This window comes from Frankia sp. R43 (genome assembly GCF_001306465.1).
Classification (GTDB): Bacteria; Actinomycetota; Actinomycetes; order Frankiales; family Frankiaceae; genus Parafrankia; species Parafrankia irregularis.
The window spans coordinates 83,838-99,196 of record NZ_LFCW01000011.1 but is presented as its reverse complement, the minus strand read 5'-3'; the positions used below and the strand labels follow the sequence as shown (position 1 = coordinate 99,196).

13 protein-coding genes are annotated in these 15,359 nt (G+C 70.7%); 5 read left to right on the top strand and 8 right to left on the bottom strand.

What is annotated here, in order from left to right:
• Positions 1–12 precede the first annotated feature (12 nt).
• From ACG83_RS36225 to ACG83_RS36215, 3 genes are read right to left on the bottom strand one after another with little or no spacing between them, the layout of a single operon-like run.
• Positions 13–1,215, bottom strand: a complete 1,203-nt coding sequence (locus ACG83_RS36225; RefSeq protein WP_054570763.1) for a thiolase family protein — start codon at positions 1,213–1,215, stop codon at positions 13–15.
• Positions 1,212–1,688 (bottom strand): Zn-ribbon domain-containing OB-fold protein, encoded by a 477-nt coding sequence (locus ACG83_RS36220; RefSeq protein ID WP_054570762.1) that lies wholly within the window; start codon positions 1,686–1,688, stop codon positions 1,212–1,214. Before ACG83_RS36220 ends, ACG83_RS36225 begins: the two co-directional genes overlap by 4 nt.
• A complete protein-coding gene (locus ACG83_RS36215) occupies positions 1,685–2,899 on the bottom strand; it encodes a CaiB/BaiF CoA-transferase family protein (RefSeq protein WP_054570761.1) in 1,215 nt (404 codons plus the stop codon). The genes ACG83_RS36220 and ACG83_RS36215 overlap by 4 nt, the downstream gene beginning before the upstream one ends.
• 696 nt (positions 2,900–3,595) lie before the next feature.
• Here ACG83_RS36215 and ACG83_RS36210 point away from each other — a divergent pair.
• The 3 genes from ACG83_RS36210 to ACG83_RS36200 all read left to right on the top strand — a co-directional run bounded on the left by ACG83_RS36210 (position 3,596) and on the right by ACG83_RS36200 (position 7,558).
• Positions 3,596–4,819: an ABC transporter substrate-binding protein gene (locus tag ACG83_RS36210; protein ID WP_235498406.1), complete on the top strand. Its 1,224-nt coding sequence runs from the start codon at positions 3,596–3,598 to the stop codon at positions 4,817–4,819.
• Between the two features lie 195 nt (positions 4,820–5,014).
• Positions 5,015–6,079 (top strand): phosphotransferase family protein, encoded by a 1,065-nt coding sequence (locus tag ACG83_RS36205; protein ID WP_054570759.1) that lies wholly within the window; start codon positions 5,015–5,017, stop codon positions 6,077–6,079.
• A gap of 126 nt (positions 6,080–6,205) precedes the next feature.
• Entirely contained in the window at positions 6,206–7,558 is a 1,353-nt protein-coding gene (locus ACG83_RS36200; protein WP_235498405.1) for a glycoside hydrolase family 43 protein, read from the top strand.
• A gap of 22 nt (positions 7,559–7,580) precedes the next feature.
• On the opposite strand, the gene ACG83_RS36195 is transcribed toward ACG83_RS36200, so the two are convergent.
• The gene (locus ACG83_RS36195; RefSeq protein ID WP_054570758.1) at positions 7,581–8,210 is read right to left on the bottom strand and encodes a TetR/AcrR family transcriptional regulator; all 630 of its coding nucleotides are present in this window, start codon (positions 8,208–8,210) and stop codon (positions 7,581–7,583) included.
• A gap of 237 nt (positions 8,211–8,447) precedes the next feature.
• Here ACG83_RS36195 and ACG83_RS36190 point away from each other — a divergent pair, with 237 nt between their 5' ends.
• Entirely contained in the window at positions 8,448–9,167 is a 720-nt protein-coding gene (locus ACG83_RS36190; RefSeq protein ID WP_054570757.1) for an alpha/beta fold hydrolase, read from the top strand.
• Between the two features lie 141 nt (positions 9,168–9,308).
• On the opposite strand, the gene ACG83_RS36185 is transcribed toward ACG83_RS36190, so the two are convergent.
• From ACG83_RS36185 to ACG83_RS36170, 4 genes are all read right to left on the bottom strand, one after another.
• The gene (locus ACG83_RS36185; RefSeq protein ID WP_235498404.1) at positions 9,309–10,523 is read right to left on the bottom strand and encodes a wax ester/triacylglycerol synthase domain-containing protein; all 1,215 of its coding nucleotides are present in this window, start codon (positions 10,521–10,523) and stop codon (positions 9,309–9,311) included.
• Between the two features lie 400 nt (positions 10,524–10,923).
• Positions 10,924–11,913, bottom strand: coding sequence for an aldo/keto reductase (locus ACG83_RS36180; RefSeq protein ID WP_054570755.1), 990 nt, complete (start codon positions 11,911–11,913; stop codon positions 10,924–10,926).
• The gene (locus ACG83_RS36175) at positions 11,906–13,141 is read right to left on the bottom strand and encodes a cytochrome P450 (RefSeq protein ID WP_054570754.1); all 1,236 of its coding nucleotides are present in this window, start codon (positions 13,139–13,141) and stop codon (positions 11,906–11,908) included. The genes ACG83_RS36180 and ACG83_RS36175 overlap by 8 nt, the downstream gene beginning before the upstream one ends.
• A 175-nt stretch (positions 13,142–13,316) precedes the next feature.
• The gene (locus ACG83_RS36170) at positions 13,317–14,003 is read right to left on the bottom strand and encodes a GntR family transcriptional regulator (RefSeq protein WP_054570981.1); all 687 of its coding nucleotides are present in this window, start codon (positions 14,001–14,003) and stop codon (positions 13,317–13,319) included.
• 191 nt (positions 14,004–14,194) lie between these two features.
• Here ACG83_RS36170 and ACG83_RS36165 point away from each other — a divergent pair, with 191 nt between their 5' ends.
• Positions 14,195–15,322, top strand: coding sequence for an amidohydrolase family protein (locus ACG83_RS36165; protein ID WP_369812946.1), 1,128 nt, complete (start codon positions 14,195–14,197; stop codon positions 15,320–15,322).
• Positions 15,323–15,359 lie beyond the last annotated feature (37 nt).

Genomic DNA, 15,359 nt, shown 5'->3' with positions numbered 1-15,359 from the left:
TCGGGCTGCCTCTCAGGCGGGCTCGGTGGTGTAGACGACCGCGCCGCCGAAGTGGGGCGAGGACTGGCAGGCGACGCCGACCGTCGCCCGTTCGCGCTGGCGCGGCCCGGCCCGGCCGGACAGCTGCAGGTAGCACTCGAGCATCTGCGGGATGCCGTGCATCCGGCCGTTCCCGATGGCGCCGCCACCGGAGAGCACCGGCAGCCCGTCGGGGCGGTCGCTGTCGATGCGCCCGTCCTGGACGAAGCGGTGCGCCTCCCCCACCGGGCACAGCCCCAGGGCTTCGAGCCAGAAGTAGACGAACGGCGAGAAGCCGTCGTACAGCTGCGGCAGGTCGACCTCGCCCGGCCCGATCCCGGCCGCCTCCCAGAGCCGCCCGGCCAGGCCGGTGCCGGCGGCCATGATGTCGTCGAGCGGCCAGTGCAGCGGCAGCCGGCGGCGCGGCGGCGCGGAGGTGGCGATCCCGGCGATGTGGACCGGCCGGTGCGGCAGGTCCCGGGCCCGTTCGGCGGAGGTCAGGACGAACGCCGCCACCCCGTCGACCGGCAGGTCGCAGTCGAAACGGCGGATCGGGTCGCTGATCATCGGCGCGGCGAGGTACTCCTGGGCGCTGAGCGGCCTGTCGCGCCAGTAGGACCACGGGATCCGCGCGCCGTTCTTGCGCGCCTCCGTCACCACGGCCGCCATCGCCTCCTGGCTGGCGCCGTAGCGCTGGAGGTACTCGTTGTAGGGCAGCGCGATCATCGGCAGCGGGCCGAAGAACCCCTGCGGTGCCGTCCACTGCGCGGAGCCGGCCGCCTCCCGCATGGGGTTGCCGTGGTAGCGGCCCGGCGGGTTGTGCAGCGCCCGGTGCAGCAGCACGTAGTCGGCGGCGCCGCTGGAAAGGGCGCCCACCGCCAGCCCGAGCGCCCCGGGAAGCTGCCCGATCCCCGAGAATCCCGACGTGTAGGCGGGGGTGACACCGAGATGCTCGGCGAGCCACTGCGCCGTCACGGTGCTGACCCCGTCCTCGACGGCGTGCGCGCCGGCGGTCGGGAACAGCGGCGCCGTCACGAATCCGTCGACGTCGTCGGGCTTGAGCCCCGCGTCGGCGATGGCCTCGCGCGCGGTGTCGACGGCCAGGGCGCCGAGCGGCCGGGGGGCATGGCGCCACACGTCGCTGTGCGCGTAGCCGACGATCGCGACCTGGCCGCGCGCCGCGAACCGGCGGCTCATGACGCCTCCCCAGGCCGCCCGGACGCGTCCGCGAGCTGGAAGGCCGGTACGGCCACCCCGGGAGCGACGTCCTCGAACGCCGCCGTCACCTGGGCGCCGAGCCGCAGCCCGGGGGCCGCGGGCCCGTCCAGCAGCCGGCCGATCATGCGCAGTTCAGGCTGTTCGGCGAGCTCGACGTCGACGAGGACGAACGGCACGTCGGCCGAGAACCCGGGCAGGAACGCCTGGCGGACGACGGTCCAGGACCGCACCGCGCCCCGCCCGCTGACCGGCTCGAAGCCGTAGTCGGGGTCGGTGCTGCCGCAGGACGGGCAGACCTGGCCGGGTGGGATCGCGTAGGCACCGCAGCGTCCGCAGCGGGCCGCGGTGAGCACTCCCCCGGCCGCCGCCTCCCAGTAGCCGGCCGACACCGCGTCCGGAACCGGTAACGGCCGGATCGGCTGACCTTCGGTCGTCCGCGGCTGGGCCGTCACGGGATCACTCCGGCGTCCTTGAGCTCGACGATCTGTTCCCAGGTGTAGCCGAGGTCGAGCAGCACCGTCTCCGTGTGCTCGCCGTGCTCCGGGGCCCGGCGCAGCGCCGGCGGCGCGCCGTCGAGCTGTACGGGCACGTTCGGCAGCGAATACCCGGGCCCGCCCTCGACGACGACCTCCCCGAGGTAGTCGTTGGCGAGCACCTGCGGGTCGGTGAGCAGCTCCTCCACGGCCTGCACAGGAGCCCACGGCGCGTCGATCCGGCCGAGCAGCTCCTTCCACTCGTCGAACGACCGCTTCGCGAACTCGGCCTCCAGCTCGGCGACGCAGGCCTCGCGGTTCTCGGCCCTGGCCCGCAGGTCCGCGAAGCGCGGGTCGGCGGCGAGGTCGTCGCGCCCGACGAGGCGGCAGAAGTCGGCCCAGTAGCGGTCGGCCTCCAGGAAGACCAGCTGGATGTGCCGACCGTCGCTGGTCCGGTACGCCCCGACGAGCGGGTTGACGTACCCCTGCCGCCCGGACATGGCCCGCGGCCGCCCGCCGGCGAGGGCCGCCAGCACGTCTGAGGACAGCGTCCACATCGCGGTGGCCAGCAGCGAGACGTCGACGACGGACCCTTCGCCGGTCCGTTCGCGACCCAGCAGCGCGGTGGCGATCCCGAAGGCCAGGGCCATCGCGCCGTTGCGGTCGCCCATCGCGCCCCGCTGGCCGATCGGCGCGTCGCGGTCCGGTGGCGTCAGCACGTGCGCCATGCCGCCCTGCGCCCAGAAGGCCGACGAGTCGTAGCCGGGCCGGTCGGCCCCCGGGCCGCGGGCACCGAAACCGTGCCCTCGGGCGTAGACGAGGCGGGGAAAGCGCCGGGTGAGCTCGTCGGCGCCGAGGCCGAGACGTTCCAGGGCGCCGGGCCGGAAGCTGGTCAGGAAGACGTCTGCCGACTCGAGGAGCTGGTCTAGCGCCGCCCGGCCGGCCTCGGTGCGCAGGTTGAGTGCGACGGAGCGCTTGCCCCGGTTGGCCAGGGCGACCGAGAGGTTCACCCCGCCGCCGCCATCGGTGCCGATGCCCTGGGTGGCCAGCGCACGGTAGGGGTCGCCCTCGGGCCGCTCGACCCGGATCACATCGGCGCCCCAGTCCGCCAGCAGCGCACCGGCGACGGGCACGAACACCCACTGGGCGAGCTCGACGACACGTAAGCCGTCGAAGGCCCCCTTCGCCACGCGGCACCTCCTCCTCTGCATCGGTTCAGTCGGTCGTTCCGTCGTTCGTTCGGTCGGTCGTTCGTTCGTTCGGTCGGTCGGTCGTTCCGTCGTTCTGTCGTTCCGTCCGCCGGTCGGTCTGTTCGGCCGGGACGGGTTCGTAGGCGGGACGGCGCGTCCCGCGGGTGACGCGGAGTCCCGCGCGGGCAGGGCGGCCCGGCCCCCGCGCACGATCAGGGGCTTGCGATCAGGGGCTGGGGCGCGACCGGACGAGCGAGGCGCCGTTGTCAGCTGACGACCCGAATGTAGGCCGGCTAGGCGCGATTTGGGAAGACCCCATCTCGTTTTAGGTAGAACGTTGACTTCTCTCGGAGGTGTTGCGATCCTCCTCACAGTCATCCGGCGGCCGGCATCGCAGGTCGCGGACCTCGGGACTCGCGAACCCGGGCCGCGAACCGCACGGCCCGGCGTCGTGGCCGATCACACCCAGCCGATCGGAACCAGCCGATCGGAACTCACCGATCGCACCTCACCGATCGATCGCACCCACCGATCGATCGACCTCCCGATCCCCGGAACAACCGGCCGCCGGTCCTGATCGTCGACCGCTGACAAGCGAAACGAGGTACTCCGCCCATGCGGCAGAACGGCTTCCGCCGAGGGACAACACGTCGGCGAGTGGTGGCACCGCGGCCGGCCGCGGTGCGGTTAGGCGCTGTGGCGGGCGGGTTGGCCGCCTGCCTGCTGCTGGTCGCGGCCTGTGGCAGCGACAGCTCCGACACAGCCGGTGGCGCCAGCGGCACCGGCGATGCCACGAACGCCACCGAGGTACTGGGAGCGGTGGCGAAGGCCGCCGGCGAGCCGGTGAAGATCGGGCTCGTCTCCGACGGAAAGGCGGCGACCGTCGACCAGTCCGTCGAGATCGAGGCCGGCAAGGCGACCGTGGCCTACCTCAACGAGCACCGCTCCGGCATCGCGGGCCGGCCGATCGAGCTGGTGACCTGTGCGTCCCAGGCCGATCCCGGCATAACCGCCGACTGCGCGAACCGCATGATCGAGCAGGACGTCACCGCGGTGATCATCGGCGGCGTCGCCGCCCAGGAGAGCGCCTGGACGCCGCTGCACGAGGCTGGCATCCCCGTGGTCCTCTACTCCACCAGTGCCACCGCGCTGCTGGCCGACGCCAAGAGCACGTTCTCGTTCGCCGACGCGACCTTCGGCACCATCGGGCTCCCGCTCAAGGTGGCGCAGAAGGAGGGCGTCAAGAAGGTCACCGCCGTCGTGATCGACGTCCCGGCGGCGAAGGGAGCGCTCGAGGCCAGCGCGCCCGCGATCTACAAGAAGGCGGGCATCGAGTTCGAGCTGGTCGCCGTCCCGATCGGCACCGCCGACATGACGCCGCAGATGCAGCAGATCGCGAAGGACGACGGCGAGGTGTTCATCCTCGGCAACGACTCGTTCTGCATCAGCGCTCTCAACGGGCTGAACGCGGTCGGGTTCAGCGGCCCGATCAGTGCCATCGCCCAGTGCGTCACCGACTCGACCCGGACCGCCATCTCCGGCGACCAGCTCAAGGGCATCAGCATCTCCGCCATCGCCCCGGTCGGTACGGACAACCCCTCGACCCGCCTGTACAACGCGGTCGCCGCCGCCTACGGCAAGAACATCGACACAAGCAAGATCGCCGGTATCAACATCTTCACGGCGGTCGCGGGCCTGCAGACGGCGCTGGAGGACCTCACCGGTGAGATCACCCCGGCGACGATCATCAACGCGCTGAAGACGATGCCGGAGAAGGAGCTGCCCGGCTCGGGCGGGCAGAAGTTCCAGTGCGGCGGCAAGGCGTCCTCCACAGCGCCCGCCTCCTGCGTGCAGGGCGGCCTGATCAGCACGCTTGACGACAAGGGATACCCAACGAGCTACGAGGTCGCCGGGGCCTGACCGACGCCGGGCCTGCCGGGCCCGGCGCGCCGCCGGCCCGCCGCCTTCACCGGCCCGGCGGCCGTCGGGCCCGGCTGCGCCCCCACCCGCCTCCGCCCCAGCACCCGTTTCCGAGCCTGCCTGACCAGGGCGGGCGCGCCATGCCCGACAAGCGCTGTGCCCGACAAGCGCTGTGCCCGACAAGAGGGGAAAGCCGTGTCCGCTGAATCCGCATCCGTGGTCGCCTTACCCGACGAGCTCCACGAGGTGCTCTCCCCTGGATGGCTCAACAAGGCGCTGGCGATCCGCTACCCGGGGATCGAGATCGTCGAGGTCACCCCCGGCCCGGTGGTCAGCCGGGTCTCGACCAACGCCCGGTTCCGGATCGACTGCACCGGCGGGGTCCCGAAGGGCCTGTCGCCCCACCTGTGCGCCAAGGGCTACTTCAGCGAGATCGGCCGGCCGGCGAGCCCCGCCGGGGTGCCCGAGACCAGCTTCTACCGGGACCTCGCCGACCGCACCGGAGTCCGCACCCTGCGAAGCGTCTTCGCGGACGTCGACGCGCGCACCGACGCGAACATCGTCATCACCGAGGATGTGGTGGCCGAGGGCGGCGTCTTCCTCGACGGGCTGAGCGACTACACACCGGACCAGGCCGCCGACAGCCTCGACCAGCTGGCCACCCTGCACGCTGCGACCTGGGCCGACCCGTCCCTCGCGGACGTCGGATGGCTGCGGAGCCGCCTGGACGGATACCTCCGGAGCCGCGGCCTGCCCGAGATCTCCGCCAACTTCGCCTGCTGGATCGGCGCGGGAGTCCCCGACGAGACGCGCGACGCCGAACGCCTGGTGGCGGCCTACCGCAGGTTGGCCGCCGAAACCGCCGCCGCGTCACCGTGGGCCGTGATCCACGGGGACCCGCACATCGGGAACCTCTTCCTCGACGGCGCCGGCCGCCCGTCCTTCCTGGACTGGCAGCTGGTCCAGCGCGGCCCCTGGTACATCGACGTCGGCTATCACATCGCGTCCGCGCTGACCGTCGCGGACCGCCGCCGCAGCGAACGCGACCTCCTCGCGCACTACCTCGACCGGCTGCGGGCGGGTGGCGTGCGGGCGCCGGAGTGGGACGAGGCGTGGCGCGCCATCGGCCGCGGGATCCTGCACGGCTTCTACCTCTGGGGCATCACGGTGAAGGTCGACCCGCCCATCACCGCGGCGCTCCTGGAGCGGCTCGGCACGGCGGCCGCCGACCACGACGTCCTCGCCGCGGTCGGCGCCTGACGGTCAGCCCGTCAGACCTGGCTCGTCAGCAGGGAACGATGGCCGCACGCCGGTTGCCGGAGCAGACCTGACCGGCCTCGAACGTTCTTCACATCAGACCCACATGTGAGACGTCCAGGGTGACGAGTGCCCGAACCGCGCTCCGTCCTGGAGGTTGCCACCGTGCCGGTCTCGGCCAGGCCTGATCCCTGTCTCGACCCTGCCGCCACCGACAGCTTCTCCTTTGGTTCCGCCACCGAGGCGCCGGCTGAAACCGCGGTTTCAGCCGGCGTCTCGGTGGCGCGGCGCCCGTGGTGGCGTGCCCGCCGGGCGACCGCGATCATCGGGAGCCTGGTCGTGCTGATGGTGGTCGTCGCCGCGCTGGCGATCACGGGCAGCGGCGTGCGGGGCGTTTTCGCCGCCGCCTCCTCGCCCCAGGCCGGCTCGCCCCAGGCCGGTGCTGCTCCCACCGACGACGGCCAGGGCCCGAGCGGTTCGTCGTCAGGGTCGACCGAGGTGGAGCCGCCAGCCGGATCGCCCACCCCCGGGGATCCCGCGCAGCCGCGGTCCGCCGTGGTCGTCCGAGGCTCCAACCTCGCGGATCCGTACCTGCTGACGCTCGACGGCGTCACCTACGCCTACGGAACCAACGCCGACGGCGCGCACGTGCCCGTCCTCACCAGCACCGATCCGAGCCTGCGCAGCTGGGTGCGCGCCGGCGACGCCCTGCCGCACCTGCCCGGCTGGGCGCAGGACACCGGCTTCACCACCTGGGCTCCCTCCGTCGCCGAGGTCGACGGCGGATACGTCATGTACTACGTGACAAGGGTCGCCGCGACCGGCCACCAGTGCGTCTCCACCGCGCACGCGACGAGTCCGACCGGACCGTTCATCGACGTCTCGACCGGCCCTGCGATCTGCCAGGAAGCCGAGGGCGGGAGCATCGACCCCAGCCCGTACGCCGTCGGGGCCGAGCGGTACCTGACGTGGAAGAGCGAAGGCATCCTGCCCGGCACCACACCGACCATCTGGGCGCAGCGCCTCGCCGCCGACGGCCGCACGCTGCTCGGCGAGCCGACCGCCCTGCTCAGGCCGACGCTCGACTGGCAGCACGGCCTCGTCGAAGGCCCGGCGATGCTGGTCCGGGGCGCAAGCTTCGACCTGCTGTTCTCCGCCGGGGACTGGCACAGCCCCGACTACGCGACGGGGAGCGCGACCTGCGCCGGCCCGCTCGGTCCGTGCACGGTGCGTCCCGAATCGCTGCTGCGTACGGGCACCGCGGGCGTCGGCCCGGGCGGCGCGGAACCGTTCCGTTCGATCGACAGGGCCACTGGCGAGGAAACCTGGTGGCTGGCGTTCCACACCTGGAACCGGCGGGAGCCGGCGGAGAATCCGCATGCCGACCGGCAGCTGGTCGTCGTGCCGCTGCCCGACGCCGGAGCGTTGACGCCGGCCGACCGCTCCGCCGTCCGCCTCGGCCGGGTCACCACTGCTCCTTAGCGCCGCGGCAAGCAATGCGGAATCAGGCGCCCTCGCGGTGCTGCGGCTGCCGCTTCGCCCGGCGGGTCGTGGCCGAAGGCGCGCCGGCCGCTCTGGCGGCGGGTTCGTTGTTCGCGGTGAGCCGGTACGCGGCGCGTTCGAGGGTCGGGAGGATGGCGGTGATGTCGAGCTCCCCGGCGGCGAACCGGGCGACGACGGCGTAGGCGACGTTGGTCAGCAGGAGGCCGATGTCGCTGACGTAACCGGGCTCGCCGGCCGCGAGCACGGCGCGGCCGGCGGGCTCGATGATGGTCATGGTCTGTTGCTCGAGCCGATCACCGGGCGGCGTGGCACGGGCCTTGTGGTAGGCCTCGAGCAGGCGCGGGCTGTGCTCCCATGGTTCGAAGACGTGCCGGAACACCCGCATCAGGCCGTCGTAGAGGCTCTCGCCGGGTGGCGGGGCGGGCACCGGCGCGCAGCTGTTCCGCGCCATCCACCGTTCGACGGCGGCGACGATCAGTTCGTCACGGGTGCCGAAGAGCTTGTAGATCGTGGCAAGCGAGACGCGGGCCTCACGGGCCACCAGACGTAGCTGGACCGCGTCGTAGCCCTCGGACTCCAGCAGCCCGACGACGACGTCGATGATCGCGTCGGCCGACCGTGACTCCGCCACCGCGCCGGCCCCCTCGATGTGCTCCCAGCGTGCGTCTCCCCGCCAGCACGCCCCCTGCGCCCAGCCGCCGCCGCGCCAGCGGCGACGATCTCGGTTGACGCCCTCAGAGTAACATGGTTACTCTAGTAACCACGTTACTCGGGTGGTTGGTCCAGGTTTCTGGCGGTTCGGTCAGGCACCAGCTCGACCGGCACCTGCGATCTCGCCAGCACCATCAATGCGGAGGAGACGGCATCAATGGCTACATACGTCCTGGTACACGGCGGCGGCCACGGTGGCTGGTGCTACCAGCCGGTGGCGCGGCTGCTGCGGGCAGCCGGGCACGAGGTGTACACGCCGACGCTGACCGGCTTAGGCGAGCGGGCGCACCTCGTCGGCCCGCACGTCGACCTCGACCTGCACATCCACGACGTTGTCACGATGCTGCACCACGAGAACCTGCGTGACGTGATCCTGGTCGGGCACAGCTACGGCGGCATGGTCATCACCGGCGTCGCCGACCGCGCCGCGGACCGGATCGGGCGCCTCGTCTACCTCGACGCGGCGAACCCGGTCAACGGCCAGTCGCTGCTCGACGTCGCCGGGCCGATGATCGCCGCCACCCGCCCGCTGGGGAAGGTCGTGGACGGTGTCGAGCTCGTACTCATCCCGTTCCCCGAGGCCGGCGCCTTCTACGGGGTGACCGACCCGGACGACATCGCCTGGATGGCCGACCGGCTGGCCCCGCACCCCTGGCGGTGCTTCGAGCAGCCGCTGACCCTCACCAACGAGGACGCCCTGTGGGCGATCCCGCAGTACCACATCGTCTGCACCTCCACCCTGGCGACCAGGGACCCGGAGCTGACGGCGAAGGCCCGCGCGGCCGGCCGACTCTGGGACATCGACACCGGGCACGACCTCATGATCACCGAGCCGCGGGCCGTCACCGACGCTCTCATCGACGTGGCCACCTCCTGATCCTCCGCCAGGCGCACTCCTGAGTGGTGCCGTCTCACATACGTGGCCGCCGGAATGTCTCACCATCAACGCCGCCGACATCCTCCCTGAGCAATAACCGGGTCGGAGGTCGATGCTGAACGCTCTGATGGCGAGACCGGGTCAGGCCGCGGCCGTGGCTCGTCTCCTGGGCGCGGTTCCACCGAGAGCGGTGAGCTCGGCGTGCCAGAGGTCGGGGAGTTCGGCGTAGCAAGGCACGCTCGCGCTCACCGAGAAGCCGACACAGGCCTGGCTGCCGAGGCCGCACAGAAGGACCGCGAGATGGTGCCGGCCGACGAACAGCGGCGGCACGGCAATCAGTTTGACGACATTCCGGCCCGCGACGGCGAGCGGGCCGGAAAGCGTGCCCGCATTGCTTGCCAGCAACGCTACCCAACTCCGCTGCCCGCTGGCGGCGATGACGCCGGCGAGCACCCGCGACGGCAGCCCGGCGGGAGCCTTGTCGAGAAGCTGCCGATAGAACGCGGCGACGCTTCCTCCCGCCTTTATGCGCCGAGTTTCCTCGGCAATCCGGGCGAGCCGCCGTACCGGGTCGGGTTCATGGCAGGGCAGTGCGACCCGCACAGCTATGGCGAAGTTGGACATCAGCCGGCTTTCGCCGGGCACGCGGACGCTGATCGGCATCATGGCGTGCAGCGGGCGGCGGCCGTCCAGCCATTCCGGTAATGACCACGCGCGTAGCGATCCGGCGAGCGCCGCGAGGTAGACGTCGTTGACGGTCACCGAATGCCTGCGAGCGATCCGCCTGAGTGTCTCGATTTCGGTGACGGCCCAGACGTGGCGCGCCTCGCCCCGCGGCGGTCCGCCCCAGGAGCGCAGCTGGCGCGTCCGGGGGAGTACTCGCGTGATTTCTGCGGCGGCGCGGGTGTAGTCCCGTGCGCGGGGGGTGCGGAACGTCGGCAGATCAGGCATCGCCGGTTCGTGATCGGCGCCGAAAAGCAGGTGCAGCGCCTGGTACATGGCGCGGGCGTCCTGATGGATGTGGTTCAGCCAGTAGACGATGGCGACTTCGTCGGCGCTGTGTCCATGCAGGAGGTGCAGGCGCCACTGGGGGCGCTTCAGGTCAAGGGGCTCGGCGGCGACCCGGCCGAGCGCGGCCCGAATGCCGCCGTCGCCGCTGCCCACGGGCAGCTTTTCGGCCCTGACGTGGTATTCGAGGTCCAGCTCGTCGTCGAGCCGCCAGACCGTGTCGTCCCTGCCCGGGGGCGCCGTCATCCGGGAGAGACGCTCGAGGAGCGCCGGCGCGTCGCGCAGCCGCTCCGCCACGTGCGCGCGCAGCTCGACAAGGCCCAGAGCTGGATCCGCCACGGACAGCACGGCGCCGAACTCGTACCGCTCCCCGGCATTGAGCCGGGTGAAGCTCAGGAAGGCACGGTCGGCGGCGTTGAGTGGCCTGGTTTGCTGGGCAGGCGCGGCGGTGGCCGCAGAATTCTTTGCCATTCGATGTCTCCCGTGACGCCCGAAGCCCGGACTTCGTGTCCGCACGAGAACCACTTTTTCCCGCAGGCGCGGCAGACGCTATTTTTGTTTGGAAATACCCTATTTCTGGGGCCCCCGAAAGAGGGTCCGGGCCATTTGGGTCCCTGCCGGTCGTTTAGCCTTAGGGCCAGGCCGCATGTACCCGGAGGTGTTGTGGGGCAGGTCGGAGATACGACGGAGCGCGATTCGCGCACCGACGCCGCGGTCAGCGGCCTGCCCTGGGGTCTGGCCTGATCACTCACCTGTCGGTGGTGCGCAGGTACTCCCGTGTCACGCTGGCGCCGGCCACGGCCGCGGCGGGAACGACGGCCTCGATTCTTTCGACATCGGCGCTGGAAAGCTCGACGTACACAGCCGCGGCGTTCTCCTCCAGACGCTGGATCCGTTTGGTGCCCGGAATCGGGACGACGTCGGGGCCCTGGTTCTGCAGCCAGGCCAGCGCCAGCTGCCCCACCGTCACCCCCCGCTCCTCGGCCAGCGTCCGCAGCGCGGCCACGATCCTCAGGTTGTGCGGCAGGTTGTCGTCCGTGAACCAGGGAGACCGCCGGCGCGAATCGGTTTCGTCCAGATCCGCCCGGTCGGTGATGCTGCCGGTGAGCATTCCCTTGCCCAGCGGGGAATAGGGCACGATGCCGATACCCAGCTCCCGGCAGGTCGGCACGATCTCGTCCTCTATCCGGCGCGTCCACAACGACCATTCGCTCTGCAGCGCGCTGACCGGGTGCACCGCGTGCGCGCGGCGGATCGTCGCCGCGGACGCCTCGCTGATACCAAGATGGCGGACCTTGCCCTCGGCGACCAGCTCAGCCATCGCTCCCCAGGTCTCCTCGACGGGAACGTCGGGGTCGACCCGGTGCTGGTAGTACAGGTCGATGTGGTCGACACCGAGCCGGCGCAGTGATCGCTCGCAGCACTGTCGCACGTAGGCGGCGTCGCCGCGGGCGCCCATGCCCCCGCCCTCGCCGGTGAGGACGATGCCGAACTTGGTCGCCACCACCGCCTGGTCGCGACGGCCGGCGATGGCCTGCCCGACGAGCGTCTCGCTCTCACCGTAGATGTCGGCCGTGTCCAGGAGCGTGACACCGAGGTCCAGCGCCCGGTGGATGGTCGCGAACAGTTCGGCGGGGTCGCCCACCGCGCCGTAGGCGGGGCTGAGCGACATGCACCCGAGCCCCTGCGCACCGACTTCCAGGCTGCCGAGCCTTCTGGTGGGGATGACGTCAGTCATTTGCCGCGGCCAGCCTCTCGCCGGGTGTGAAAAGGATCGGGACGGATATCGGCGCCCGGTTGAACGTCGACATGAAGCCGACGTCCACGCCCGGTTGGAGCCTGATGTCGTGTAGTCGCCGGACGATCTCGTCGAGAGCGATACGCAGGTTCATCCGGGCGAGGTTGGAGCCGGCACAGCGGTGCGGACCGGCGCCGAAGGCGATATGGGAGTTCCTGGCCCGGTCGAGGTCGAACACGTCGGGATTCTCGAACTCGGCCTCGTCGCGGTTCGCGGAGACCCAGTACATGAGTACCTGTTCACCGGCTTTGATCAGTTGGCCGCCGACCTCGGTGTCCTGCCGAGCCGTGCGCGCGATGCAGGCGAACGAGCCGTCAAGCCGCAGGAACTCCTCGACGGCGTTCGGGATGAGTTCCGGTCGCTCCCGCAGCGCCGCCAGGATCTCCGGATGCTCGCACAGGCGCAGCATCGCCATCCCCAGCACACCGGCCGTCGTCTCGAGACCGCCGAGAACCAGCAGGTGAATGGTTCCGACCGCCTCCTCGTCGGTGATCGGGCGGCCTTCGATCTCGGCAGCCAGCACGGCGTCGACGACGTCTCCCCGTGGGCCGTCGCGGTGCCGCCGCTCGATGAACTGACCGATCCAGCCGGCCAGCTTCATCAGGCAGTCCATCGCCTCCGGGCGATGCAGCTGCGACGCCATGATGGCGTACCCGTTGACCTCGTCGAGGTCCTCGGCGGGGGCGTGCAGCGCCAGGTCGAAGAAGGCGAGCCCCGGGAACGGCCGCGCGAACGCCTCCATGAAATCGCAGGAGCCGTCCTCGATGAATCCGTCGATGAGACGGTTCACCAGGTCACGGGTCGGCGCCTCCCATTCACTGACAACCGCCGGCCGGAAATACGGATTCGTCAGCTGACGGAACTCCCGCTGCAACGGTGGGTCAACCGTCACCGGCAGGATCTTCATCGGTGGCCCGGGAGGTACTGGTACGGTGATTCCGTCTTCGGAGCTGAAGGTCTTCCAGTCCTGGGCAATACGGAGGATGTCCTCCTTCCGGGTGGCGACCCAGAATCCTCCGTGCTGGTCGCTGTGTGCTACCGGGCACCGGGAACGTGCCCGGGCCAGCGTCGCGTGTAAGTCTCGGCCGAGTTCGGGCGACAGATGGTCGAAATGTTTCTCGACCCACTCGTCGTCAATCCGGCCCGGGCCGGTCTCTGCAGACTCCATCTCGCACCTCGCGCTCTTGCGGGCCGGCGGGCCACCCAGACGGGTCGGGCCGTCCAGCGGTTCGGCCAGAGACCTGGCGCAGGCCCCTCAGCATGTGCTGGGCGCCCACCCGGATTCCGTCAACATAGTGAACGCTCACTGGTGAAACCAGGATTGCGGTGGCGGCGCTCCGCTGTCAGCTGGCGGCGTTGGTGCCGTCCTCGCGCAGCACACCGCGCCGGATCAGCTCGCGGATCACGTCCTCGCCCGCGGCGCGGGTGTCCTGCAACCGGGCCCGGGAAGCCTCCGAAGGGTCGCCCGCGGCGATCGCGTCGATCACCAGCCGCTGAGCCTCGACGATCTCCTCCCGGGTGCGCCGGTCGCTCTGACGCACCGCCCACGCCAGGAAGCCACCGACCCCCTTCAGCTCCGCGAGCAGGCGCGGCGTGGATCCCGCGCGGTGCTGGACGAGCACGATCTCCTCGGCGAGGTCCAGCAGCTGGGCGCCGGTCGCGTCACTGTCGGCCAGCGCCCGCAGGAGGTCCCGCAGTTGGGCGAGCACCTCGGGGTCCCGGTCCTTGGCGACCCGCGCCGCCGAGACCCCACTGAGCAGACCGAGGACGTGGAAGTCCGCGCGGAGCGTGCGGGCGTCGAAGTGCTGAACGAACGCCACCCGGTGAACACGGGTCGCGATCAGACCATCGCGTTCGAGGAGCACGAGGGCTTCGCGGACCGGGGTGGGGCTCACCCCGATGGTCGCGCCGATCCGCTCGACGTCGACGCGGTCGCCGTAGCGCAGGTTGCCGGCGAAGATCTCCTTCTGCAGGTACTCCACGACCACAGCACTGGTCTTGGTGCGCCTGAACGCAGCCTCAGTCACCACGCCACCCATGGTGGTCGGCACGGCCTCCGATCGTCAATAAAAAATCAAAAATTGGCGATTGGAGATTGCAGGGCACCGGTAAGTGAGCCTACGCTCAGTGCCTCGCGAGCATGGCCGTGATCCAACCGACCGAAGGAGGGCCCGACGTGACCGGACTGGCTGGCCTGCGTGTGGTGGACGCCGACGCCCACATGACCGAACGCCATGACCTGTTCACCGAGCGCGCGCCGAAGGGGTACGAGGACCGGGTCCCGCACGTCGAGAAGATCGACGGGGTCGACATGTGGGTCATCGAGGGCAAGACGTTCGGCAAGGCAGGCTCCGGCGGCACCGTCGACCACGACGGGAAGAAGCACGCGTTCCGCGACTCGCAGGGCGGTTCGTGGGGCATCGGTGACGTGCACCCCGCGGCATGGGACCCGGCGGCGCGGCTGGCCCTGATGGACGAGCTCGGCATCCACGCGCAGGTCCAGTACCCGAACGCGATCGGCATCGGCGGCCAGAACCTGCGCAACTCGGTCAAGGACCCGGTCCTGCTCCGGCTCTGTGTCGAGCTGTACAACGACGCGATGGCCGAGGTGCAGGCCGAGTCGGGCAACCGGTTGCTGCCCATGCCGATCATGCCGGCATGGGACATCGCGGCCTGCGTCCGCGAGGCCGAGCGCTGCGCGGCGCTGGGCTACCGCGGGGTCAACATGACCGCCGACCCGCAGGACTCCGGCTCCCCCGACCTCGGCCACCCCGACTGGGACCCGTTCTGGGAGGTCTGCGCCGGGCTGAAGCTGCCCGTGCACTTCCACATCGGCGCCAGCCAGACGGCGCTTTCCTACTTCGGCACCACCTACTGGCCCAGCCAGGACACCTACGTGAAACCCGCCATCGGCGGCGCCTCGCTGTTCCAGAACAACTCCCGGGTGCTGCTCAACAGCGCCTACTCCGGCATGTTCGACCGGCACCCCACCCTGCAGATGGTCTCCGTAGAGAGCGGCATCGGCTGGATCCCCTTCATGCTCGAAGCGATGGACTACGAGCTCGAGGAGAACGCACCGAAGCATTTCGAGAAGCTGAACAAGCTGCCGTCGGAGTACTTCCGCGACAACTGGTACGCCACGTTCTGGTTCGAGACCGGCCGCGGCGACCTGCAGCACCTCATCGACCAGGTCGGCGAGGACCGCATCATGTTCGAGACCGACTTCCCGCACCCGACCTGCCTGCACCCGGACCCGCTCAGCATGGTCAGCGACAGGATCTCCAGCCTGCGCCCGGAGACGCAGGAGAAGGTCATGGGCGGGAACGCCGCCAGGCTCTACCGGATCTAACGGACGAATGACAGTCATCAGGACGAGCTTCCGTGGC